Below are 21,775 nucleotides of genomic sequence, written 5' to 3'. Positions count from 1 at the left end.
CGCCATCGGCGTTCGCGCTGTTTATCGAGCCCGCTTTGACTTCTCCTGATTCGCTCCAGATCCAACGTCGTCCCGTTGCCGCCCTCGGCGAGTGGCCGGGCGACATCCTGCCGCTGCTGCAGCGCCTGTACGCGGCGCGCGGGGTTACCGATGCGGCGCAGGCGCAGCCGAAGCTGGCCCAGCTGCACGCGCCGGAACTGATGGGCAGCATGCAGGCCGCCGTGGACCTGCTGGCCACGGCGATTGCGGCCGATGAGCGCATCCTTGTCGTAGGCGATTTCGATTGTGATGGCGCCACCGCCTGCGCGGTCGGCGTGCGCGGCCTGCGCATGCTCGGCGCGCGCGACGTCGTGCATGCGGTACCCAACCGCATGCTGCACGGCTACGGCCTGTCGCCATCACTGGTGGCCGAACTGGCGCCGCTGCAGCCCGGCCTGCTGGTGACGGTCGATCACGGCATTGCCTGCCATGCCGGCGTTTCCGCGGCCAAAGCGCTCGGTTGGAAGGTGCTGGTGACCGACCACCATCTGCCGGGCGAACAGCTTCCGCCGGCCGATGCCATCGTGGATCCCAACATCAACGGTGATGCGTTCCCGAGCAAGGCGCTGGCCGGCGTCGGCGTGATCTTCTATGTGTTGATGGCCCTGCGCCGGCACCTGCGGGTGCAGGGTGCGTACGCAGCGGGTACCGAACCGGACCTGCTGACCCTGCTGGACCTGGTCGCGGTCGGCACGGTGGCCGATCTGGTCGCCCTGGATGCCAACAACCGGGCGCTGGTGTCGGCGGGACTGCGCCGGCTGCGCGCCGGCCACGGCTGCGTCGGGCTGCAGGCGCTGATCGAGGCCAGTGGCCGCGATGCCGCGCGGCTGAGTGCCACCGACATCGGCTTCGCCCTTGGGCCACGACTGAACGCGGCCGGCCGGCTGGAAGACATGGCGCTGGGCATCGAACTGCTGCTCACCGAAGACCGCAGCCAGGCCCGTGAGATCGCGCAGACGCTGGAGCAGATCAACGCCGAGCGGCGCGCGGTGCAGCAGTTGATGACCGATGACGCAGAGCTTGCCGTGTCCCGCGCGGTGCTAACCGCCGAAGGCGAGCGCCCGATTGCCGCCTGCCTGTTCGATGCCGAATGGCACCCGGGCGTGGTGGGCCTGGTGGCATCGAAGATGAAGGATCGCCTGCACCGGCCGGTGATTGCGTTTGCGCCCGCCGAACCCGGCAGCGATTCGCTGCGGGGTTCGGCGCGGTCGATTGCCGGTTTCCACATCCGTGACGCGCTGGCGCTGGTCAACGCGGGCCACCCGGGGCTGATCGACAAGTTCGGCGGCCACGCGATGGCGGCCGGCCTGAGCCTGCCGCACGCGCGGCTGCAGGAGTTCCAGCACGCCTTCGTCGCCGTGGTCGAAGCCAGCATGGATCCGGCTGCGTTGCAGCAGCTGCTGATGAGCGATGGCGAACTTGCCCCGGCCGAGCTGGATTTCCAGCACGCCGAAGCGCTGCGCCTGGCCGGCCCGTGGGGGCAGGGCTTCCCGGAGCCGCTGTTCGATGGCCACTTCCAGGTGGCGCGCTGGCAGGTGCTGAAGGAAAAGCATCTCAAGCTCAGCCTGCGCGTGCCCGGCCGCGCCGAGCCGATCAACGCCATCCACTTCAGTGGCTGGCGCGGCAACGCGCCGGCCAACAACGTGCACATCGCCTATCGCCTGGTCAGCGACGACTACCGCGGCGGCGGTGCGATCCAGCTGATCATCGAGCACTGCGCCGACGCGTGATTGGGACTGCGCCTACTGTGGCGCCGGATCGAGACACGTAGTGTCACGCCATTGCCCGCCATGTTGGCTTGGGGAGTGGCGAAAGACATGTCGCATGTTCGCTGGACCTACCTGGTTGCCACGCTGTTGGTCTGCGCATCGCTCGTCCATCTGAAGGGGGAGTGGGGCAATTCCGACAGCATCAACGTCTTCAATTACTGGTGCGGAGGCGCGACATTGGTGGCGCTGGTTGTTGCCATCGGGGAGATCGTGCATGCCGGAACCGCTGGAAAGGCAGTAAGGAAGGCCTTTGCGCGTGCCGCACACCAGCAAGCAAAGGTTCTAGCTATCGAAGTCATCTCTTTGATAGATGACGTGAGCTCGAAAGTTCAGCGAAAAGACTATAGTGCGGCCTTGAGGGCACTGCAGATGGCGCGCCGCTTCCTGGCGCGGCTGGATGCGCGTTACGCGAAGGAGCTCTCCCAACCCCCTTCGCTCACGCCCCTGTTGAACGATGCGGAAATGATCATCCTGAAGGCAATCCATAACGCGACAAGCGCGACGATGAGCCGGGAGGCCCGCCACACGCTCAGCGATCATCTGGTCAGGATCAAGTCAAGCGTGGAGACGCTGGAACGAAGAGGAGTGGAAGAATGATGCTGCCGACCGGTCTATTGACGTTCCTGGAAAAGGTCCTCCTCAAGACGGAGGCTGGCGAACTGGCGTGGCTGTTCGATGCGGAGGGTGACGATGTCTCGGTGGGAACACCGGAGTTCAGCATGACCGTGCGGCACGACTTCAACCGGAATCTGGAAGCCAACCAGTTCATGGTCTTCTATCGAGGCGGCATGGATCAGCAGGCCCATCGCTTTGTCACCAACGACAGTGCCGAGGGCGATTACCTGCTGCTGCAGCGCCTGTTCAATGCCGCGCAGGCAACCTCGACCGTGTTCCCGTTCTGACCCTGCGGGCGGCTCAGGGAGCCTCCTTCACCTCGGTTACCAGCGTGGGCAGGTCCCACGCACCGCCCGCGGCGACCAGGCGGCACAGGCCGGTGGTGCTGTCTGACGTCTTGACGTAAGCGGCGCCGTTCCACGCCCAGCTGGCGCTGGACCAGCAGTCGCCCAGGCCGCGGCCCTTGTGCGAGGACGAGATGGTCAGCGCGTCGTCGTCCACGCCCAGGTTGGTGATGTAAGCGGGCTGGTAGGGCGCGTGGTCGTTGACCACCCAGTAGCCGCTGCCCGCGTTGTAGGCGCCGCGCCAGCAGGTCATGGACACCAGCAGCCGGCGGTTGTCCAGGCGCTTGACCGCGATTGCCTGGGGGCCTTCGTCCGCATAGGTGCCCTCGGTGGGGTGCAGTGATTCGCAGTCGTCCTGCGAGGTCGCGGCGGCCAGTGCGGCACGAAGCGCCGGGGCGTTGGCCAGGGCTTCGTCGGCCGGGCGCGTGGCCACGCGCCGTGGCAGGTTCACCACCGGTACCGGCAGCGAGGCGGGCACGCTGGCTTCGGCCCGGCTGCCTTTGCGCAGGATCGCGCCCGGCGTGCCGAGCCGACCCTGGAATTCGTCCATCTTCAACAGCACCGCCGATGCGCCACGGTCGGAGAGGGTCCATTGGCGGCCGTTGTCGCCGATCAGCTCGATGCTGCTGTCCTTCACCAGGGCCTTGAGCAGTGCCGTTACCTGCGCCGCAGAGAAGCGGGTGTTGTCCGCCACGGTGCCCAGCGCGATGCCGTTGATGCGCAGGGTGACAGTGGCCGGCAGGTCGCTTTCCTCGTACTCGCCCAGCATCAGCTCGGCCCCGATCAGCTGGTCCGGCCCGCCACGCCGGGTGAGCAGCACGGAGACCGGATCGCCGCCGGCGTCCTCGTTCTGGTACCCGGCAGCCCGGCAGGTGCGGGTGTTGTCGCAGGCCAAGGTCCAGTCCTCATGGCTGAATGCCAAGCCGGGCGTGATCGCGCCGGCCGGTGCGGCGTGTGCGACCGGGAGCAGGCCGGCAATCAGCAGGGGAATCAGGGACAGGCGCATGCGGACATCCTTCTTCGACAACATTCCATGGGGGAGGGATCGTGGACCAGCAGGGGGCGTGCTGTCCAACCCCGTTTCCGGTGCTGGTGCGTTCAACCCTTCGTCATCGGATCAGGAGCGTCACATGGACAGCATGCTGCGCGGTATTGGCTTGGGGTTGTTGCTGTGGGTGGGCGGGGGAGCGGGCGTGCCGACGGCGGCAGCGCAGCGCTTGATCGAGCCGCTGCTGAAGGTGGCCGGTGCGGAACAGCCGGTGCAGCTGGAGCAGGCGCGCATCGACAGCCATGTGGCGGCCGGTCTGGCCGAGACCCGCATCGAACTGGTGTTCCGCAACCCGAACCGGCGCGTGCTGGAGGGGGCGCTGGAATTCCCGTTGGCCGAGGGCCAGCAGGTGACCGCGTTCGCGCTGGATATCGACGGCGTGCTGCGCGATGCGGTGCCCGTGCCCAAGGCGCAGGGACGGCAGGTGTTCGAGGCAATCGAGCGGCGCCGGGTTGACCCGGGCCTGCTGGAGCAGACCGCCGGCAACCAGTTCCGCCTGCGCATCTACCCCATTCCAGCGCTGGGCACGCGCCGGGTCGCGCTGACCGTGCGTGAGGCCCTGCCGGTGGACAGGGAGGGCCTGCGCTGGACGCTGCCGCTGCAGTTCGTGGGCCAGGCCAACGCGGTACAGCTGCAGCTGGACGCGGTCGCCACCGGCGTACCGGTGACGCACGGACCGCCGACGCTGGCCCTGGCCCTGCGCGACGGCGCATGGCGCGCCCAGTGGCAGGGCAGCGGCAGGCAGTTGCCGGATCAGCTGGGCTGGACCCTGCCGCTGCCGCGCGGGCTGGATGCGGTGCGGGGTGACTTCGATGGCGACCACTATGTGATGGTGCAGGTGCCTGTGCCGGTGCAGACCCGCGACCGCACCCTGCCGCATCGCGTCGGCTTGCTGTGGGATGCGTCCGGCTCGGCCCGCCATCGCGACACGGCTGCGGAACTGGCCGTGCTTGAGCGTTACTTCGCCGCCATCGGCAATGGCGAGGTACAGCTGACCGTGCTGCGCGATCGCGCCGAGCCGGCCCGTCGTTTCGCGATCCGCAACGGCGACTGGAGCGCGCTGCGCCGGTACCTGGAGGCCCTGCCCTACGACGGTGCCAGTGCGCTGGGCGACTGGACCGCGCAGCCCGATATCGACGAGTACCTGCTGGTCAGCGACGGGCTGGCCAACTACGGCAAGCGCGAGCGCCCCGCATTGCGTGCGAACCAGCGCCTGTATGCGCTCAGCGGCGCCGGTGCACGCACCGACAGCGACCGGCTGCGTGCGTGGGCGAGTGCAGGGCAGGGCCAGCTGCTGGTGTTGAACGGCAGCCAGGATGTGGAATCGATGGCAGCGCGCCTGCTGCGGGACAACCCGGGCAACGTGCAGGCCGAAGGCGACGGGCTGAACGACCTGATCGTGGATGCCGAACGCGCCGGCCAGGGCTGGGTGCGCGTGCTGGCCCGGATGCAGAACGCGAACGGTGTGCTGCGGCTGCAGGTGCCCGGTGCAGACGGTAGCCGGCAGGCGCTGACGGTGCCATTGGCGCAGGCGCGCGATACCGGCGGTGCACTGGTCGCCCATGCCTGGGCAGACGCCCGGCGTCGCGAGCTGGCCGCAGATCCCGCAGGCAACCATGCCGCCATCCAGGCACTGTCGCAGCGCTTCGGGCTGGTGGGCGCCGATACCTCGCTGCTGGTGCTGGAAACGCTGGACGACTACCTGCGCTACGGCATCCGGCCGGCTGCACCGTTGCAGTGGGACTACGACCGGCTGCACGCGGTGAAGCTGGATGACGAGGCCAGCGCCCGCCGCGCGCGCCTGGACACGCTGGCCCGGCAGTTCGCCGAACGCGAGCAATGGTGGAACCGGGCCTGGCCGAAAGGCGCACCTCCAGCGGTGGCGTCGCGCAAGCAGTTGATGGCGCCGATGCCAGCTGCCGCACCCGCACCGCCCGCGCCGGCCATGATGGTGGCGGCCGAAACCGCGCAGCGCGAGCGGGCGGAGGCCGCGGCCACCACGCTGGATCGCGTGGAGCTCACCGCGGCCCGCCGCACGCAGGCCGATGCTGCCGCCGAGATGGCGGTGGAAGGCGATGCCGATGACCGGGCGAACCAGAGCGGCCTGCGCATCACGGTCGCCGCCTGGGCACCGGATTCGGCCTACGCACGCCGGTTGCGCGCGGCACGCCCGGAGGCGGTGTACACGCTGTATCTGCAGGAACGCGAACAGCACGCTGACAGCAGTGCCTTCTATCTGGACGTGGCCGACATGCTGTTCGCCCACGGCCAACGCGAGCTGGCGCTGCGGGTGCTGTCCAACCTGGCCGAGATGCAGCTGGAGAACCGCCACGTGTTGCGCGTGCTGGGCTACCGGTTGATGCAGGCCAAGGCACCGGCGCTGGCGGTACCGGTGTTCCGTGACGTGCTGGCGCTGGGCGAGGAAGAGCCGCAGAGCTTCCGGGACCTGGCCTTGGCGCTGGAAGCCGACAACCAGCCGCAGGCGGCGCTGGCCGCGTTCAATGAGGTGGTGGTGCGGCCGTGGGACGAGCGCTTCGACGGCATCTCGCTGATCGCACTGGACGAGCTGACCACGCTGGTGGCGCGCACCGGGGTGGATGCACGCGCAGTAGACCCGCGCCTGCGCCGGGCGATGCCGCTGGACCTGCGCGTGGTGCTCAGCTGGGACAGCGACAACAGCGACATGGACCTGTGGGTGACCGACCCCAACGGGGAGCGCGCCTACTATGGCAATCGGCTGACCTTCCAGGGCGGACAGATGTCGCGCGACTTCACCGGCGGCTACGGCCCGGAACAGTTCTCGCTGCGCCAGGCCAAGCCCGGCCGCTACAAGGTGGAGGCGAACTACTTCGGCAGCCGCGAGCAGCTGGTTACCGGGGCCACCACGCTGACCCTGCGCCTGAGCACGCACTGGGGCAGCCGCCGCCAACAGGACCAGCAGGTGACCCTGCGCCTGAAGGACAGTGCCGACACCGTGCTGGTGGGCGAGTTCGACGTGCGCTGAGCCGCAGCCCGTAGAATCGGGCGCTGATTCCCCGGCGCCCGATGCATGGACCCGAACGTGCCACACCGAAGTTCCCCGCGCTGGCGGCCCACCAGCCGCCTGCTGGTCTGGGCCGCCATCCTGCTCGGCAGCGGCGTGGCCAATGCCGTGGTCGAGGTGATGGACGCCCAGCGTCGGGGCGAAGTGCTGGCGCTGTGGGAGCCGATGACCTGGGAGTTGAGCAGCGCCGGCATGATCCTGCTGACCCTGCCGCTGCTGTGGTGGGGCTGCCAGCGCTGGCCGCTGCATGCCGATACCTGGAAGCGGCGGCTGCCGCTGTACCTGCTGGCCAGCGTGGGCTGGTCGCTGCTGCACGTGGCCGGGATGATGCTGCTGCGCCACCTGGCCTATGCCAGCGTGGGCGAGCACTACGTCGACGGCTCGGCCTGGCCGACCCGGATCCTGTATGAGTATCTCAAGGACGTGCGCGCGTTCTTCAGCTTCGTGGCGCTGGAGCACTTCTTCAGCTGGTTCGGCCGCCGCCGGCAGGGCGAGGCGCACCTGCTCGCCGCGCCCGATGATGCCCCGCCGGAAGAGCCGGTCGAGCGCCCCGAGCGTTTCCTGGTGCGCAAGCTGGGCCGGGATTTCCTGGTGGCCACCGCCGACATCGAGTACGCCCAGGCCGCCGGCAACTACATGAACCTGCACGTGCGCGGCCATGAGTACCCGCTGCGCAGCACGATGGCGGCGCTGGAGGCGCAGCTGGATCCGGCCCGGTTCGTGCGCATCCACCGCAGCTACGTGCTCAACCTGGGCTTCCTTGTCTCGATCGAGCCGCTGGACAGCGGGGAGGCCCGGGCCCACCTGAAAGATGGCAGCACGCTGCCGTGCAGCCGCCGCCAGCTGCCGGTGCTGCGCGCCGCGCTGGGGCAGGGGCCCGCGCCGGCCGACCCTGCAGCGACGCCGACAGCAACATGAACAAGCGCTCTGGGCTACAATTCCGGTCTTGTCCCAAGCCTTCATTACCGCCGATATGATCGAGCTCAATCCCGTGCGCCAGCGAATCACCGATCTCACCGATCGCGTGCTCTCGCTCAGGGGGTATCTTTGACTACGACGCCAAGAAAGAGCGTCTGGAAGAAGTAACCCGGGAACTGGAAAACCCCGATATCTGGAACAACGCCGAATATGCCCAGACCCTGGGCCGCGAGCGTTCCAGCCTGGAAAAGACCGTGGGCGGCATCGCCACCATCCTCGATGGCCTGACCGAATCCGGCGAACTGCTGGAACTGGCTGAAAGCGAACAGGACGAAGACACCGCCCTGGCCGTGGTCGCCGACCTGGACAAGTACCAGAAGCACGTGGAACAGCTGGAATTCCAGCGCATGTTCTCCGGCAAGATGGACAACGCCCCGGCGTTCGTCGACATCCAGGCCGGTGCCGGTGGTACCGAAGCCCAGGACTGGGCCGAAATCCTGCTGCGCATGTACCTGCGCTGGTGCGAATCGCGCGGCTGGAAGACCGAACTGATGGAAGTGTCCGGTGGCGATGTCGCCGGCATCAAGTCGGCCACGCTGCGCGTGGAAGGCGACTATGCCTATGGCTGGCTGAAGACCGAAACCGGCGTGCACCGCCTGGTGCGCAAGTCGCCGTTCGATTCGGACAACCGCCGCCATACCAGCTTCACCTCGGTGTTCGTGTCGCCGGAAGTCGACAACAACATTGAAATCGACATCAACCCGGCCGACCTGCGTACCGACGTGTACCGCTCGTCCGGCGCCGGTGGCCAGCACGTCAACAAGACCGAATCGGCGGTGCGCATCACGCACATCCCGACCAATACGGTCGTGGCCTGCCAGACCGGCCGCAGCCAGCACCAGAACCGCGACAACGCGATGAAGATGCTGGCCGCCAAGCTGTACGAGCTGGAAATCCAGAAGCGCAACGCCGAGCGCGATGCGGTGGAAGCGACCAAGTCGGACATCGGCTGGGGCAGCCAGATCCGCAACTACGTGCTGGACCAGAGCCGCATCAAGGACCTGCGCACCGGCATCGAACGTTCGGACACGCAGAAGGTGCTCGATGGCGACCTCGACGAATTCGTCGAAGCCAGCCTGAAGTCGGGCCTGGAAGTCGGTTCCAAACGCCTCGACGCCTGACGGTCGGGCCGCCACGTGCGGCCCGATCCGCTCCATCCCGGCACCCCGGGTTTCGTATTTCCCGTCCATATCCCCCCAGACATAGACCCACGCCATGAACGATCAGATCCCCGCGCCGCAGACCCCCGTCGACGAGAACAGCCTCATCGCCGAGCGCCGCGCGAAACTGACCGCGCTGCGCGGGCAGGGCATCGCCTACCCGAACGATTTCCGCCGTGAGGATTTCGCCGGCACCCTGCAGGGCGAGTTCGCCGATGCCGAGCAGTGGACCGCCGAAGCGCTGGAAGCCACCGACCGCCAGGTCAAGATGGCCGGCCGGCTGATGGCCAAGCGGGTGATGGGCAAGGCCAGCTTCGCCCAGATCCAGGACGAATCCGGCCGCATCCAGCTGTTCCTGCAGGGCAGCACGCTGGGCGATGCCTACACCGCCTTCAAGGGCTGGGACGTGGGCGACATCATCGCCGTCGAAGGCGGGCTGACCCGGACCAAGACCGGTGAGCTGTCGGTCAAGGCCACCAGCATCCGCCTGCTGACCAAGTCGCTGCGCCCGCTGCCGGACAAGTGGCACGGCCTGGCCGACGTCGAGCAGCGCTACCGCCAGCGCTACGTGGACCTGATCGTGACCCCTGAGTCGCGCGAGGTGTTCATCAAGCGCTCGCGGATCATCCGCGCCATGCGCGCGTGGTTGGACAACCGCGACTTCCTGGAAGTCGAAACGCCGATGATGCATTACATCCCCGGCGGCGCCACGGCCAAGCCGTTCACCACCCACCACAACGCGCTGGACCTGGACCTGTACCTGCGCGTGGCCCCGGAGCTGTACCTCAAGCGGCTGGTCGTGGGCGGCCTGGAGCGCGTGTACGAGATCAACCGCAACTTCCGCAACGAAGGCGTCAGCACCCGGCACAACCCCGAATTCACCATGATGGAGCTGTACGAGGCCTACGCCACGTACAACGAAGTGATGGACCTGACCGAAGGCGTGATCCGTGACGTGGCCAGCAAGGTGCTGGGCACCACCACGGTGGAGTGGGACGGCGCCACCATCGACCTGGCCCCGGCGTTCCGCCGCTGGCGGATGGACGAGGCGGTGCGCCACCACAACCCGGAAATCAGCCTGGCCGACTGCACCGACCGCGAGGCGCTGCTGCGCCATTGCGAGCGCCTGAAGATCCGGGTCAAGCCGTCCTACGGCTGGGGCAAGCTGCTGCTGGAGATCTTCGAAGCCACGGTCGAGCACACCCTGGTGCAGCCGACCTTCATCACCGACCACCCGGTCGAGGTCTCGCCGCTGGCCCGCGCCAACGACGACCAGCCCGGCTACACCGACCGCTTCGAGCTGTTCATCAACGGCAAGGAACTGGCCAACGGCTTCTCCGAGCTGAACGACCCGGAAGACCAGGCGGCCCGCTTCCAGGCCCAGGTGACGGCCAAGGAAGGTGGCGATGATGAAGCCATGCATTACGACGCCGATTACATCCGTGCGCTGGAGTACGGTATGGCCCCGACCGGCGGCCTGGGCATCGGCATCGACCGCCTGGTGATGCTGCTGACCGGCAGCAGCTCGATCCGCGACGTACTGCTGTTCCCCTACATGCGTCCCGAAAACTGAGACGTAGGTCCGGATGGCCCCGCAGGGGCCGTCCCGGCGGGCTTCCGCTGCGGTGGCCGGACGCGTATGGTTTCCCCGTGGCCCTAGATGGCGCAATCCGCGCCGGCCATGGAGCATGAGGTGGGACGGGGCATGCGTGACACGCGCATCACACTGTGACCACGATCATGAACTGGGGAATCGTGACCGGAGGTGGTTCCATGCAAGGTGCCGGTATGCAGAGCGGCGGGGTATCCTTACCGCAGCATGTGCCAGTGTGGTCCAGGAAGACGACGGAAACAGCCTTGAATATTGTCATCGTTGACGATCAGACGTCCGCGCGCACGATGCTGCGGCATGTCATCGAGGACATCGCGCCGGAACTGAGCGTGCATGATTTCGGCGACCCCCTGACGGCGCTTGCCTGGTGCGAATCGCACGGGGTGGACCTGCTGCTGCTCGACTATCGCATGCCGGAAATGGACGGGCTGGAATTCGCCCGGCGTTTCCGCCGCCTGCCCAAACACCGCGACATTCCGGTGATCCTGATCACCGTGGTCGGCGATGAGCCGATCCGCCAGGCCGCGCTTGAAGCGGGCGTCATCGACTTCCTGGTCAAGCCGATCCGCCCGCGCGAGCTGCGCGCGCGCTGCTACAACCTGCTGCAGCTGCGGCAGCAGTCGGAAAACGTGAAGCAGCGCGCGCTGTCGCTGGAACAGCGGCTGCTGGCCAGCATGCACGAGGTCGAGGAACGCGAGCGCGAGACGCTGTCGCGGCTGGCCCGCGCGATTGAGTTCCGTGATGCCGGCACCAGTGCCTACCTCGAGCGTATGGCGCACGTGGCCGGGCTGATCGCAGAGCAGCTCGGGCTGCCGGAAGAAGAAGTCAAATTGATCGAGATGGCCGCGCCCCTGCACGACATGGGCAAGATCGCCATTCCCGATGCCGTGCTGCTCAAGCAGGGCAAACTCAACGACGAGGAGCTGGCCATCATGCGCCGGCACCCGCGTATCGGTTACGAGCTGCTCAGTGGCAGCCAGAACCGGTTCATCCAGGTCGGCGCGTTGATCGCGCTGCGCCACCACGAACGTTACGACGGCAGCGGGTATCCCGACGGTCTGGTCGGTGAAGCCATCCCGCTGGAAGCGCGGATCGTGGCCGTTGCCGATGTCTTCGATGCCCTGATCTCGCCGCGCCCATACAAGGAAGCATGGACGATGGAAGCCACCCTGGCCTATCTGTACGCACAACGCGGGCGCCTGTTCGACCCGCGCTGCGTGGACGCACTGCTGCGCGGCCGCGTGCAGCTGGACGACATCTGCGCGCAGCATTCTGTTGCGTCCTCCCGCCCGGGGATGTGACATGGCCGGTCTGTTCCAGGTGTTGAAGCAGCGGCTTGGCGCGCTCCCGGGCCTGGCGCTGCTCAGGCACCGGCTGGGCAACCGCCCTGACAGCGAGCATGGCCAGGCGATCGTACGCATCGTCTTGATCGTGCTGATCCTGGGCTACGTGCTGATGCCGGGGGTGCGCAATGACCTTCCGCACCACCAGTACCAGGTGGTGCTGGGCATCGTGCTGACCGGGCTGACCCTGTCGGTGCTGCTGTTTTCGTGGCTGCTGGCGCGCCCCGGTCGTTCGGACCCGCGCCGGGTGGCCGGCATGCTGGCCGATTACGGGCTGATTGCTGCCGGCATGGTGCAGATGGGAGAGCCGCTGTCGTGGGTCTACATCGTGGTGATGTGGGTCACGGTGGGCAACGGCATGCGCTACGGCAACAAGTACCTGTACGCCGCCGTGGGCATGGCGCTGGTCAGTTTCGGGGTGACCGTGCTCGCCACCGGCTACTGGCAGGCCAATGCGCGGCTGGGCTTCGGCCTGTGGCTGGGCCTGGCGGCGGTGCCGCTGTACTTCGCCAGCCTGCTGCGCCAGTTGACCCATGCGATGGACGAGGCGCGCCGCGCCAGCGAGGCCAAGAGCCGTTTCCTGGCCAACATGAGCCACGAGTTCCGCACGCCGCTCAATGGCCTGTCGGGCATGACCGAGGTGCTGGCCACCACCACGCTGGATGAAGAGCAGCGCGAGTGCGTCAATACCATCCAGGCATCCTCGCGCAGCCTGCTGGCGCTGGTGGAAGAGGTACTGGACATCTCGGCCATCGAAGCGGGCAAGCTGCGGGTGGTGGCCGAGGACTTCTCGCTGGACGACGTGGTGCAGTCGATCGGCCTGATCCTGATGCCGCAGGCGCGTTTGAAGCACCTGGATTACCAGGTCAAGGTCGCCGCAGGCGTGCCGCGCCTGCTGCGCGGCGACCTCGGTCACCTGCGCCAGATCCTGCTCAACCTGGCCGGCAATGCGGTGAAATTCACCGAGCACGGCAGGATCGAGATCCGGGTGTCGCAGGTAGGCGAGGAGGGCCACGGCCAGGTCCGGTTGCGCTTCGACATCCTGGACACCGGCATTGGCGTGGGCCCGGAAATGCGTTCGCGCCTGTTCCAGGCCTTCGAGCAGGCCGATGTCAGCCTGGGCCGCCGCCACGAAGGCAGCGGGCTGGGTACCTCGATCTCGCGTGGGCTGGTGGAAGCCATGGGGGGACGGATCGGCTATGCCGAGAACCCGCCGCAGGGCAGCTGCTTCTGGTTCGAACTGCCGTTCTCATTGCCACCGGTGGTGGCCGGCGAGTTCACCCCGGCCGTGCTCGGCAATGGCCTGCAGAGCGCGCAGGACAATGTAATCGCTTTCGCCGACCCGTTCCTGCGCCACCGCGCTCGCGTGCGCAGCATGAAGGTGCTGGTGGCCGACGACCACCAGGCCAACCGGCTGGTGCTGCAGCGGCTGCTGCAGAAGGCCGGGCACAAGGTGGTGTGCGTCAATGGCGGCGAAGCGGTGCTCGATGCGATGGCCGAAAGCGATTACGACGTAGCCATCGTCGACCTGCACATGCCGGGCATGAGCGGGCTGGACATGCTCAAGGAGCTGCGCGTGCTGCAGGCCGGTGGCGCCCCGCGCACGCCGGTGCTGGTGCTCAGCGCCGACGTCACCCCCGAGTCGATCCAGCAGTGCACCCAGGCCGGCGCGCACACCTTCTTCGGCAAGCCGGTGGTGCCGGTGAAGCTGCTGGACACCCTGGCCGAGATCGCCGCCAACGATGGCCTGAAAGCCCGCACCGCCGTGGTGCCGTCCACGCCGGTGGCCGTCGGCGTGCTCGATACCGGCGTGCTCGATGAACTGGCCGCGCTGGGCATGGGCGAGGGCTTCGAGCAGGAGTTCATCCGCCAGTGCCTGGCCGACGCCACGCAGTGCGTGGGCGTGGCGATGGAAGCGGGCGAACGTGGTGACTGGGTATACCTGCGCGAGCAGGCGCACGCCATCAAGGGCGTGGCCAGCAACCTGGGCCTGGTGCGGGTGGCTTACCGTGCCGGCGAGGTGATGCACATGGCCGACTGGCAGCTCAAGAGCGAATGGCGCGAGCGGATGAAGCTGATCCGCACGGCGGTGAAGGAAGGCAAGCAGGCGCTGGAAGAGCGCAGGCGTCCCGGTGCTGCGTCCACGGACGACGGTGGCATCGACATGCGTTGAAAAAAAGCCCGGCTCCAACCGGGCTTTTTTACTGGTACCCCCTGCTTGCGATGGCGCAGTTACGCGGCATCGGACTGGGCACGACGGGTCTGCGCCTTGATCAACCGATCCATGGTGCGCAGCGACTTGTCTTCCAGGGCCAGTGCCGAATCCACCCAGATCTTGGTGATTTCCAGCAGTTCGTCATAGCCCACCGCCTGGGCCAGGTTGCGTGCAGCGTTCATCGCCAGGTAGGTGCGCGGGGTGCGCTGCTGCTGGCGGATCAGGTCTTCGGCAGCCTTGATGCCCTGTCCCTTGGGCACCAGCACGTCGACCACGCCCATGGCGTACATCTCTTCGGACGAGTAGACGCGGCCTTCGAGGATGATCTTCTCGGCCAGCTGCGGGGCCACGCGGCGGCACAGGAACGAGTACGCACCCATGCCCGGGAACAGCCCGAACAGTACTTCGGGCAGGCCCATGCCGCAGCCTTCCTCGGCGATGATGGTGTGGCAGGCCAGTGCCATCTCCAGGCCGCCACCCAGCGCATCGCCCTGGATCAGCGCGATCGAGCGGACGTCGCCACCGAAGCCGGTGTGCAGGTGATGCACACCTTCAACGCAGCGCTGGGCGTAGGCCAGCAGGCGGTCGCGGTTGCCTTCGCGGATGAGCTGGGCGAACAGGGCCAGGTCGCCGCCCAGGTTGTAGGCGGTGGCGTCGGAGGCGAGCACGAAGTGGCGCAGTTTGCCGCTGTTGCGCTCAGCCGGAGACAGGGTGATCTGGCTCATCACGCTCCACATCTCGTCCAGCATGTCCTTGCGGCAGCAGGGACGGATGCCGGTGGCGGCGTCGGCGTGCATGAAGAGCCAGTGGGCGGCATTGTCGGGGGTCGATTCGGTGCGGATGGTCGCATAGCCGTGGGAATACGGGAGCTTTTCGATGGATTGCATGGGGATTACCTCGGCGGGTTGGCCTGCAGGGAGGACGGTGGGCGGCAGGCCGGACGGGTCCACACGCCGCGATCCTACACCGCCAACCCGGGCCGTAATGCAAACGCCCTGCATAATGTCCAGCGGCTTCCGGAATACCCTCCAGAATCTCGTTCAGCCTTATGCCGCAAGGGAATCGGGCGATTCACATCGCGCCGCGCGGAAGGGGGGCACGCTGACGGGTCAGCATAGGAATTTGATGAAACTGTTATCCGGGGATGATCTGCTCGAAGATCGCCTGCATGGCCCGGTAATCGACTCGAACGCCGTCCAGATTCGCCTGGATCCATTGCCCAGGGTCTACGGTCGACCAATCCAGCGAATGACCCGCACTCAGCGCCAGCTGCTCGAACAGAATGCGTTGGACGCGCCCGTTTCCTTCGCGAAATGGGTGAATCATATTGAGTTCGCAATAATGCTCGGCCAGTTTGCTGCAGAGGGCATCGCGACCAAGTCCCTGCAGCCATCCGTCCTCGGCCATGGCATCAAAGCAGCGTCGCGCCTCGGCTCCGATCCGGCCATGGGAACAGAAGCGCGTGCTGCCCTTGGAAATATCGACATTCCGTACTTCGCCGGCCCAGTCGTACAGGTCGGCGAACAGCGCTCGATGAATGTCTTGAAGAGACTGCAGGCTGTACGGCGGGGGCGAGTATTGGATGGTTCTATGCGTGACGGCCGTGATGTCGCGCTCGGCAGCTTCCAGAATGTCCATCCGGGTAATGCCCAGCTTGTTCTTCAAGACGCCTGAGTCGCCAATGCAGTACTTGTCGTCTACATCGTCATACAGGTCCATCTCAGCGCTTTCGATACCTGTTGAGGACAGTCTGCAGGGATTGCGCCGGCTTCGAGTTGCGCATGTCTATGCCCTCGAGCCGGGAGCTGTGATGAAAGTTGCGTGTGCGCGTGGCCTGGTACATAGCAGCAGGGTCGCGTGCGGCAGCCACAAGCGTTGCAACAGCGTGCGACAGGGCTGCCTCCGGATCCGAAGCGGGGATCCGGACCGACGTTACGCTCATCAGGACGGTCGACAGCTTGGTTCTTGCCGCCTCGGAGACGGGATGCGGACCAGGGGAGCGAATGGACGGATCACTTTGAATGACCGCCTGGAGATCTCCAACGAAGCGGTAGAGCGACTGCCAGCTGCGCGGCGCGATTGTCAGGCCAAGCAATGCGCTGAGTGACGTTTTCAGCACATTGAAGTGCCCCAGCATTCTCAACTCTGACGGGGTCGCGACTGACAGGATGTCTGCGATGGTGAGAGATGTGGAAGCAGTTCGATGCATCTGCGCGGGTCCTGCTCGGAAGTGGCAGCTTTTTCAGCCGCAGCCAGCAGTAGGCTGCCGGCTGGGTGCGTTCACGAATCCAATTATACCGCCAGGCCCCGGTCGACGCTTTCCATTGGCACTCCAGCGGGCGATGCTAGGATCCCCCAAGCGACGCCGGTCAGCGCTCAAGTCGGGACGAGCGGCCCTGGCTCCAATGGTTGGAGGATGCGATGAGCGCACTGAGGTGGATGATTGTAATGGTGTTGCTCAACCTGCCGGTGGCGCAAGCGCTTGCCGGGGGTGACGGGGTGCGGGCGAAGCCAGCGATACCGGAGCAGTGCCTGAAGACTGTTCGTGATTACGTGAAGCGAACACGCGGGTGGGATGCCACCGTATACGCGATTGATGCTGAAGACGTTGGAGGTTCGGGGCGCGGCTTCTCTGTCCGTTTGCTGGCGGAGAGGAGCGCCCAGCGGCTTGCAGGTGGCGCCGAGTCGTTCCATGTGGATACGGACCCAGCTTGCTCGCGGGTGACGGGTGAGTTGGGGTATCAGTGAGCGCGGTAGGCAGAAAGCAGAACGCCCGCTAGGCGGGCGTTCCGGAATTGCTTGGTGTCGGCAGTTACGCGGCCGGTGTATCGCGCAGTTCGCGGCGCAGGATCTTGCCGACGTTGGTCTTCGGCAGTTCCTTGCGGAACTCGACGATGCGCGGGTGCTTGTAGCCGGTCAGGTTGGCACGCGCGTGTTCCTTGACCATTTCGGCGGTCAGGTTCGGGTCCTTCTTGACGATGACCACCTTGACGATCTCGCCGGACTTTTCATCCGGCACGCCCACTGCGGCGACTTCCAGCACGCCGGGCATCATCGCGATGACGTCTTCGACTTCGTTCGGGTACACGTTGAAGCCGGACACCAGGATCATGTCCTTCTTGCGGTCCACGATGTAGAAGAAACCGTGCTCGTCCATGCGCGCCATGTCGCCGGTGTGCAGCCAGCCGTCGGCGTCGATCGCCTTGGCGGTTTCTTCCGGGCGCTGCCAGTAACCCTTCATTACCTGCGGGCCACGGATGCACAGCTCGCCGACGTCGCCCGGAGCGAGGGTGACGCCGTTGTCGTCCTTCACGCAGGCGTCGGTGGACGGGATCGGCAGGCCGATCGCGCCGTTGTACTCGGCCAGGTTCAGCGGGTTGATGCAGGCCGCCGGCGAGGTCTCGGTCAGGCCGTAGGCCTCGACCAGGGTCACGCCGGTGACCTTCTTCCAGCGCTCGGCCACCGCACGCTGCACCGCCATGCCGCCACCCAGGGTGACCTTCAGCGAGGAGAAATCCACCTCGTCGAAGCCGGGGGTGTTGAGCAGGCCGTTGAACAGCGTGTTGACGCCGGTGATGGCGGTGAAGCGGGTGGCCTTGAGCTCCTTGACGAAGCCCTTCATGTCGCGCGGGTTGGTGATCAGGTGGTTGCAGCCGCCGAACTTCATGAAGACCAGGCCGTTCGCCGTCAACGCGAAGATGTGGTACAGCGGCAGGGCGGTGATGATCCACTCCTTGCCCATTTCGATGCCCGACGCGGAGATCCACGCCGAGGCCTGCTGCATGTTGGCCACCAGGTTGCGGTTGGTCAGCATGGCGCCCTTGGCCACGCCGGTGGTTCCGCCGGTGTACTGCAGGAAGGCCACGTCGTCGTGGTCCAGCTCCACCTTCGGCAGGGTGTGGCCGCTGCCCAGCTTCAGCGCCTGGTTGAAGCGGATCGCGCCGCGCAGGGTGTAGTTGGGCACCATCTTCTTGATGTACTTCAGCACGAAGTTCACCACCACGCCCTTCAGGCCGAGCATGTCGCCGAGGCCGGTGGTGATGACCTGCTTGATCGGCGTATCGGCGATGACCTGCTGCACCGTGTCGCCGAAGTTGTCCACCACCACCAACACGGCGGCGCCGGAATCGACCAGCTGGTGCTTGAGCTCGCGGGCGGTGTACAGCGGGTTGACGTTGACCACGGTCAGGCCGGCGCGAAGCACGCCGAAGGTGGCCACCGGGTACTGCAGGCAGTTGGGCATCATCAGGGCGACGCGGTCGCCCTTCTTGAGCTTCAGCTCGCCCAGCAGGTAGGCGGCGAACTGCTCGACCAGGGCGTCGGTTTCACCGTAGGTGAGGACCTTGCCGAAGCTGGAGTAGGCGGGACGGTCGCGGAACTTGGCCACCGACGCATCGAACACGGCCGACACCGAATGGAACTCGTTGACGTCGATTTCGGCGGGTACGCCGTTGGGATAGCTCTGCAGCCAGGGACGTTCCAGACTCATTATTCCCCCTCCAGGAAACGTTGATGGTGTGATGCTGACGGAGAGTATCCGTCGATTCGGTCCCCGGCAGCATACCGGGCCGAATGGAAAACGCGAAGGATTCGTGAAAATCGGGCGTGTCGGCCGCCGGAAGCCCCGCGTGGCGCGGGGTTCCGGGGAGGGCCGGCCAGGGGCCGGCGCCTCGGGGAGCCGGCTGGCGTCAGGCGGCTGCGAGCTGGCGCAGCACGTACTGCAGCAGGCCGCCGTGCTTGAAGTACTCCACTTCCTTGGGGGTCAGCAGCATCACGTGGGCCTGGAAGGTTTTGGCGGTGCCATCGGCCTTGGTGGCGGTCACGGTGGCGGTCTTGCTGGCCCCATCGGCCAGGCCGGTGATGTCGACCGTTTCCGAGCCGTCCAGGCCCAGGCTCTGGGCGTTCTCGCCGGCCTGGAACTGCAGCGGCAGCACGCCCATGCCGACCAGGTTGGAGCGGTGGATACGCTCGAAGCTCTCTGCGATCACCGCCTTCACGCCCAGCAGGTTGGTGCCCTTGGCCGCCCAGTCGCGCGAGGAGCCAGTGCCGTACTCCTTGCCGGCGAAGACCACCAGCGGCACGCCCTCGGCCTTGTACTTCATGGCCGCGTCATAGATGGCCAGCTTCTGCGGCTCGCCGCCCGCCTTGGGGAAGTACAGGGTGTTGCCGCCTTCCTCGCCGCCGAACATCAGGTTCTTGATGCGGATGTTGGCGAAGGTACCGCGCACCATCACATCGTCGTTGCCGCGGCGGCTGCCGTAGCTGTTGAAGTCGGCCGGCTGCACGCCGCGCTCCTGCAGGAAGCGGCCTGCGGGCGAATCCTTCTTGATGTTGCCGGCCGGGGAGATGTGGTCGGTGGTGATCGAATCGCCGAACAGGCCCATCACCCGCGCCCCGTGCACGTCCTCGATGTGGCCGACCTGCATGGTCATGCCGTCGAAGTAGGGCGGGTTCTTGATGTAGGTGGAGCCGCCGTCCCATTCGTACAGGTCGCCATCGGGCGACTGGATGGTGTTCCAGCGGCTGTCGCCCTTGAACACGTCGGCGTAGTTCTGCTTGAACATCTCCGGGCCGATGGTGGCAGCGATGACATCACCGATTTCCTTGTTGCTCGGCCAGATGTCGCGCAGGTACACCGGCTGGCCATCGCTGCCGGTGCCCAGCGGTTCGGTGGTGAGGTCGATGTCGGTGGTGCCGGCAATGGCGTAGGCCACCACCAGCGGCGGGCTGGCCAGGTAGTTCATCTTCACTTCGGGATGCACGCGGCCCTCGAAGTTGCGGTTGCCCGACAGCACCGAGGTGACCACCAGATCGCCGCTGGCGATGGCGGCACTGACTTCGGTGGGCAGCGGGCCGGAATTGCCGATGCAGGTGGTGCAGCCGTAGCCGACCACGTAGAAACCCACCTTTTCCAGCTCGGTAAGCACCCCAGCCTTCTCAAGGTAGTCGGTGACCACGCGCGAGCCTGGGCCAAGCGAGGTCTTCACCCACGGCTTGCGGTCCAGTCCCCTGGCGGCCGCGTTGCGGGCCAGCAGGCCGGCGCCGATCATCACCGCCGGGTTGGAGGTGTTGGTGCAGGAGGTGATGGCGGCGATGACCACCGCGCCGTCCTTGAGCCGGTAGCGGGTGCCGTCATGCTCGACATCGGCATAGCCCTTGGCCAGCTGCTCGTTGCCGACCGCCGCGCCGCCGCCTTCGTTGACGAACGTGGAGATCTCTTCGTTGCGCTTGTCGCGGTTGGTGGTCAGCCCGCCCAGGTTGTCGCGGTAGTTCTGCTTGACGTCTTCCAGCAGCACGCGGTCCTGCGGGCGCTTGGGGCCGGCAAGCGAGGGCTTGACCTCGCCCATGTCCAGTTCCAGCGTGGCGCTGTAGCTGGCGTGGGCGGTGTTGGCGTCGTGCCACAGGCCCTGGGCCTTGGCGTAGGCTTCCACCAGCGCGATCTGTTCCTCGCTGCGGCCGGACAGGCGCAGGTAGGTCAGCGATTCGTTGTCGATCGGGAAGATGCCGCAGGTGGCGCCGTACTCCGGCGCCATGTTGCCGATGGTGGCGCGGTCGGCCAGCGGCAGGTGCTGCAGGCCTTCGCCGAAGAACTCGACGAACTTGCCCACCACGCCGTGCTTGCGCAGCATCTGGGTGACGGTGAGCACCAGGTCGGTGGCGGTGGCGCCTTCGGGCAGGCGCCCGGTGAGCTTGAAGCCGACGACCTGCGGGATCAGCATGGAGGAGGGCTGGCCGAGCATGGCCGCCTCGGCCTCGATGCCGCCCACGCCCCAGCCCAGCACGCCGATGCCATTGATCATGGTGGTGTGGCTGTCGGTGCCGAAGACGGTGTCCGGATAGGCCACCTGCTTGCCGCCCTTGTCGGCGGTCATCACGACGCGGGCGAGGTTTTCCAGGTTCACCTGGTGGACGATGCCGGTGTTGGGCGGCACCACCTTGAAGTTGTCGAACGCCTTCTGGCCCCAGCGCAGGAAGCCGTAGCGCTCCTGGTTGCGCTGGAATTCGATCTTGCCGTTGAGATCCAGCGCATCGGGGGTGCCGAACACATCGACCTGCACCGAGTGGTCGATGACCAGTTCGGAGGGGATCTGCGGGTTGATCTGCTCCGGGCGGCCGCCCAGCTTGACCACCGCATCGCGCATCGCGGCCAGGTCGACCACGCACGGCACGCCGGTGAAGTCCTGCAGGACCACGCGGGCGGGCATGAAGGCGATTTCGATGTCCGGCTCGGCCTTGGGATCCCAGCGCGCCACCGCTTCGATGTGATCCTTGCCGACGGTGACCCCGCCGTCCTCGTGCCGGAGCAGGTTCTCCAGCAGGATCTTCATCGAATAGGGCAGGTGGGAAATGTCGAACTGCTGTCCGAGCTTGGGCAGGCTGAAGTAGTCGTAGGTGGTGCCGCCGACGTCCAGCTGGCTGCGGGTGGAGAACGAATCGCTCATGCGGGGTGACTCCTCTTGCGGATGGCTTGCAGTGGCCCGTGGGGGCCTGCTTGCGGTTGCCGGTGTTCCGATGGCCCGGCCGTCGGACTGAGTATGAACGATTCAGTCGGGCATGGTCGCTGGCAGGTGTCTCAGGCTACATAGAAATATGTATCGCCGATGTCATC

Annotated in this window: 16 protein-coding genes; 10 read left to right on the top strand and 6 right to left on the bottom strand. The window is 66.5% G+C overall.

The window, feature by feature from the left end; translation table 11 throughout:
• Positions 1–35 precede the first annotated feature (35 nt).
• The 3 genes from recJ (at position 36) to ACQG3P_RS16350 (ending at position 2,710) form a co-directional block, all read left to right on the top strand.
• A complete protein-coding gene (gene recJ, locus ACQG3P_RS16360) occupies positions 36–1,769 on the top strand; it encodes a single-stranded-DNA-specific exonuclease RecJ (RefSeq protein WP_426805640.1) in 1,734 nt (577 codons plus the stop codon).
• Positions 1,770–1,856: 87 nt separating this feature from the next.
• Positions 1,857–2,405 (top strand): hypothetical protein, encoded by a 549-nt coding sequence (locus ACQG3P_RS16355; protein ID WP_426805639.1) that lies wholly within the window; start codon positions 1,857–1,859, stop codon positions 2,403–2,405.
• Positions 2,402–2,710 carry a hypothetical protein gene (locus ACQG3P_RS16350; RefSeq protein WP_141236255.1) on the top strand — a complete coding sequence of 103 codons (309 nt, stop codon included), beginning with the start codon at positions 2,402–2,404 and terminating at the stop codon, positions 2,708–2,710. Before ACQG3P_RS16355 ends, ACQG3P_RS16350 begins: the two co-directional genes overlap by 4 nt.
• 13 nt (positions 2,711–2,723) lie before the next feature.
• On the opposite strand, the gene ACQG3P_RS16345 is transcribed toward ACQG3P_RS16350, so the two are convergent.
• Positions 2,724–3,773 (bottom strand): DUF1176 domain-containing protein, encoded by a 1,050-nt coding sequence (locus ACQG3P_RS16345; RefSeq protein WP_426805638.1) that lies wholly within the window; start codon positions 3,771–3,773, stop codon positions 2,724–2,726.
• Positions 3,774–3,897: 124 nt separating this feature from the next.
• Here ACQG3P_RS16345 and ACQG3P_RS16340 point away from each other — a divergent pair, with 124 nt between their 5' ends.
• The 6 genes from ACQG3P_RS16340 to ACQG3P_RS16315 all read left to right on the top strand — a co-directional run bounded on the left by ACQG3P_RS16340 (position 3,898) and on the right by ACQG3P_RS16315 (position 14,124).
• Positions 3,898–6,819 (top strand): VIT domain-containing protein, encoded by a 2,922-nt coding sequence (locus ACQG3P_RS16340; RefSeq protein ID WP_426805637.1) that lies wholly within the window; start codon positions 3,898–3,900, stop codon positions 6,817–6,819.
• A 45-nt stretch (positions 6,820–6,864) separates the two neighbouring features.
• A complete protein-coding gene (locus ACQG3P_RS16335; protein ID WP_426805636.1) occupies positions 6,865–7,776 on the top strand; it encodes a LytTR family DNA-binding domain-containing protein in 912 nt (303 codons plus the stop codon).
• 55 nt (positions 7,777–7,831) lie between these two features.
• A protein-coding gene (gene prfB / locus ACQG3P_RS16330; protein ID WP_099047393.1) for a peptide chain release factor 2 occupies positions 7,832–8,957 on the top strand; the annotation gives its coding sequence in 2 pieces (ribosomal slippage) (positions 7,832–7,906 and positions 7,908–8,957; 1,125 coding nt in all).
• A 94-nt stretch (positions 8,958–9,051) separates the two neighbouring features.
• Positions 9,052–10,569: a lysine--tRNA ligase gene (gene lysS / locus ACQG3P_RS16325; protein WP_282247200.1), complete on the top strand. Its 1,518-nt coding sequence runs from the start codon at positions 9,052–9,054 to the stop codon at positions 10,567–10,569.
• Between the two features lie 200 nt (positions 10,570–10,769).
• Positions 10,770–11,909, top strand: a complete 1,140-nt coding sequence (locus tag ACQG3P_RS16320) for a response regulator (RefSeq protein ID WP_068851546.1) — start codon at positions 10,770–10,772, stop codon at positions 11,907–11,909.
• Position 11,910: 1 nt separating this feature from the next.
• On the top strand, positions 11,911–14,124 hold the full coding sequence (locus tag ACQG3P_RS16315; RefSeq protein ID WP_426805635.1) for an ATP-binding protein: 2,214 nt from the start codon (positions 11,911–11,913) through the stop codon (positions 14,122–14,124).
• A gap of 59 nt (positions 14,125–14,183) precedes the next feature.
• Here ACQG3P_RS16315 and ACQG3P_RS16310 read toward each other — a convergent pair whose 3' ends face one another.
• From ACQG3P_RS16310 to ACQG3P_RS16300, 3 genes are all read right to left on the bottom strand, one after another.
• Positions 14,184–15,053, bottom strand: a complete 870-nt coding sequence (locus tag ACQG3P_RS16310; protein ID WP_426805634.1) for a crotonase/enoyl-CoA hydratase family protein — start codon at positions 15,051–15,053, stop codon at positions 14,184–14,186.
• A 247-nt stretch (positions 15,054–15,300) separates the two neighbouring features.
• Positions 15,301–15,885, bottom strand: coding sequence for a putative adenosine monophosphate-protein transferase Fic (locus ACQG3P_RS16305; protein WP_426805633.1), 585 nt, complete (start codon positions 15,883–15,885; stop codon positions 15,301–15,303).
• A 1-nt stretch (position 15,886) separates the two neighbouring features.
• Positions 15,887–16,303: a YhfG family protein gene (locus ACQG3P_RS16300; protein WP_426805632.1), complete on the bottom strand. Its 417-nt coding sequence runs from the start codon at positions 16,301–16,303 to the stop codon at positions 15,887–15,889.
• A gap of 311 nt (positions 16,304–16,614) precedes the next feature.
• Here ACQG3P_RS16300 and ACQG3P_RS16295 point away from each other — a divergent pair, with 311 nt between their 5' ends.
• Complete coding sequence (locus ACQG3P_RS16295) at positions 16,615–16,914, top strand: hypothetical protein (protein ID WP_426805631.1); 300 nt, start codon at positions 16,615–16,617, stop codon at positions 16,912–16,914.
• 64 nt (positions 16,915–16,978) lie between these two features.
• On the opposite strand, the gene ACQG3P_RS16290 is transcribed toward ACQG3P_RS16295, so the two are convergent.
• Positions 16,979–18,655, bottom strand: a complete 1,677-nt coding sequence (locus ACQG3P_RS16290) for a long-chain fatty acid--CoA ligase (protein WP_093536271.1) — start codon at positions 18,653–18,655, stop codon at positions 16,979–16,981.
• A gap of 199 nt (positions 18,656–18,854) precedes the next feature.
• On the bottom strand, positions 18,855–21,608 hold the full coding sequence (gene acnA, locus ACQG3P_RS16285) for an aconitate hydratase AcnA (protein ID WP_184123731.1): 2,754 nt from the start codon (positions 21,606–21,608) through the stop codon (positions 18,855–18,857).
• Positions 21,609–21,775: the final 167 nt, after the last annotated feature.

The organism is Stenotrophomonas sp. SrG, assembly GCF_050031795.1.
GTDB lineage: Bacteria > Pseudomonadota > Gammaproteobacteria > Xanthomonadales > Xanthomonadaceae > Stenotrophomonas > Stenotrophomonas rhizophila_A.
The sequence above is the reverse complement of the archived record's forward strand: the minus strand, read 5'-3'. Positions and strand labels throughout refer to the sequence as shown.

Excerpts from the sequence above, each read along its gene's own strand:
- ACQG3P_RS16355 (WP_426805639.1), top strand. The coding sequence starts at position 1,857 with ATGTCGCATGTTCGCTGGACCTACCTGGTTGCCACGCTGTTGGTCTGC.
- ACQG3P_RS16350 (WP_141236255.1), top strand. The coding sequence starts at position 2,402 with ATGATGCTGCCGACCGGTCTATTGACGTTCCTGGAAAAGGTCCTCCTC.
- ACQG3P_RS16345 (WP_426805638.1), bottom strand. The coding sequence starts at position 3,773 with ATGCGCCTGTCCCTGATTCCCCTGCTGATTGCCGGCCTGCTCCCGGTC.
- ACQG3P_RS16340 (WP_426805637.1), top strand. The coding sequence starts at position 3,898 with ATGGACAGCATGCTGCGCGGTATTGGCTTGGGGTTGTTGCTGTGGGTG.
- ACQG3P_RS16335 (WP_426805636.1), top strand. The coding sequence starts at position 6,865 with ATGGACCCGAACGTGCCACACCGAAGTTCCCCGCGCTGGCGGCCCACC.
- lysS (WP_282247200.1), top strand. The coding sequence starts at position 9,052 with ATGAACGATCAGATCCCCGCGCCGCAGACCCCCGTCGACGAGAACAGC.
- ACQG3P_RS16320 (WP_068851546.1), top strand. The coding sequence starts at position 10,770 with ATGCAAGGTGCCGGTATGCAGAGCGGCGGGGTATCCTTACCGCAGCAT.
- ACQG3P_RS16315 (WP_426805635.1), top strand. The coding sequence starts at position 11,911 with ATGGCCGGTCTGTTCCAGGTGTTGAAGCAGCGGCTTGGCGCGCTCCCG.
- ACQG3P_RS16310 (WP_426805634.1), bottom strand. The coding sequence starts at position 15,053 with ATGCAATCCATCGAAAAGCTCCCGTATTCCCACGGCTATGCGACCATC.
- ACQG3P_RS16305 (WP_426805633.1), bottom strand. The coding sequence starts at position 15,885 with ATGGACCTGTATGACGATGTAGACGACAAGTACTGCATTGGCGACTCA.
- ACQG3P_RS16300 (WP_426805632.1), bottom strand. The coding sequence starts at position 16,303 with ATGCTGGGGCACTTCAATGTGCTGAAAACGTCACTCAGCGCATTGCTT.
- ACQG3P_RS16295 (WP_426805631.1), top strand. The coding sequence starts at position 16,615 with ATGGTGTTGCTCAACCTGCCGGTGGCGCAAGCGCTTGCCGGGGGTGAC.
- ACQG3P_RS16290 (WP_093536271.1), bottom strand. The coding sequence starts at position 18,655 with ATGAGTCTGGAACGTCCCTGGCTGCAGAGCTATCCCAACGGCGTACCC.
- acnA (WP_184123731.1), bottom strand. The coding sequence starts at position 21,608 with ATGAGCGATTCGTTCTCCACCCGCAGCCAGCTGGACGTCGGCGGCACC.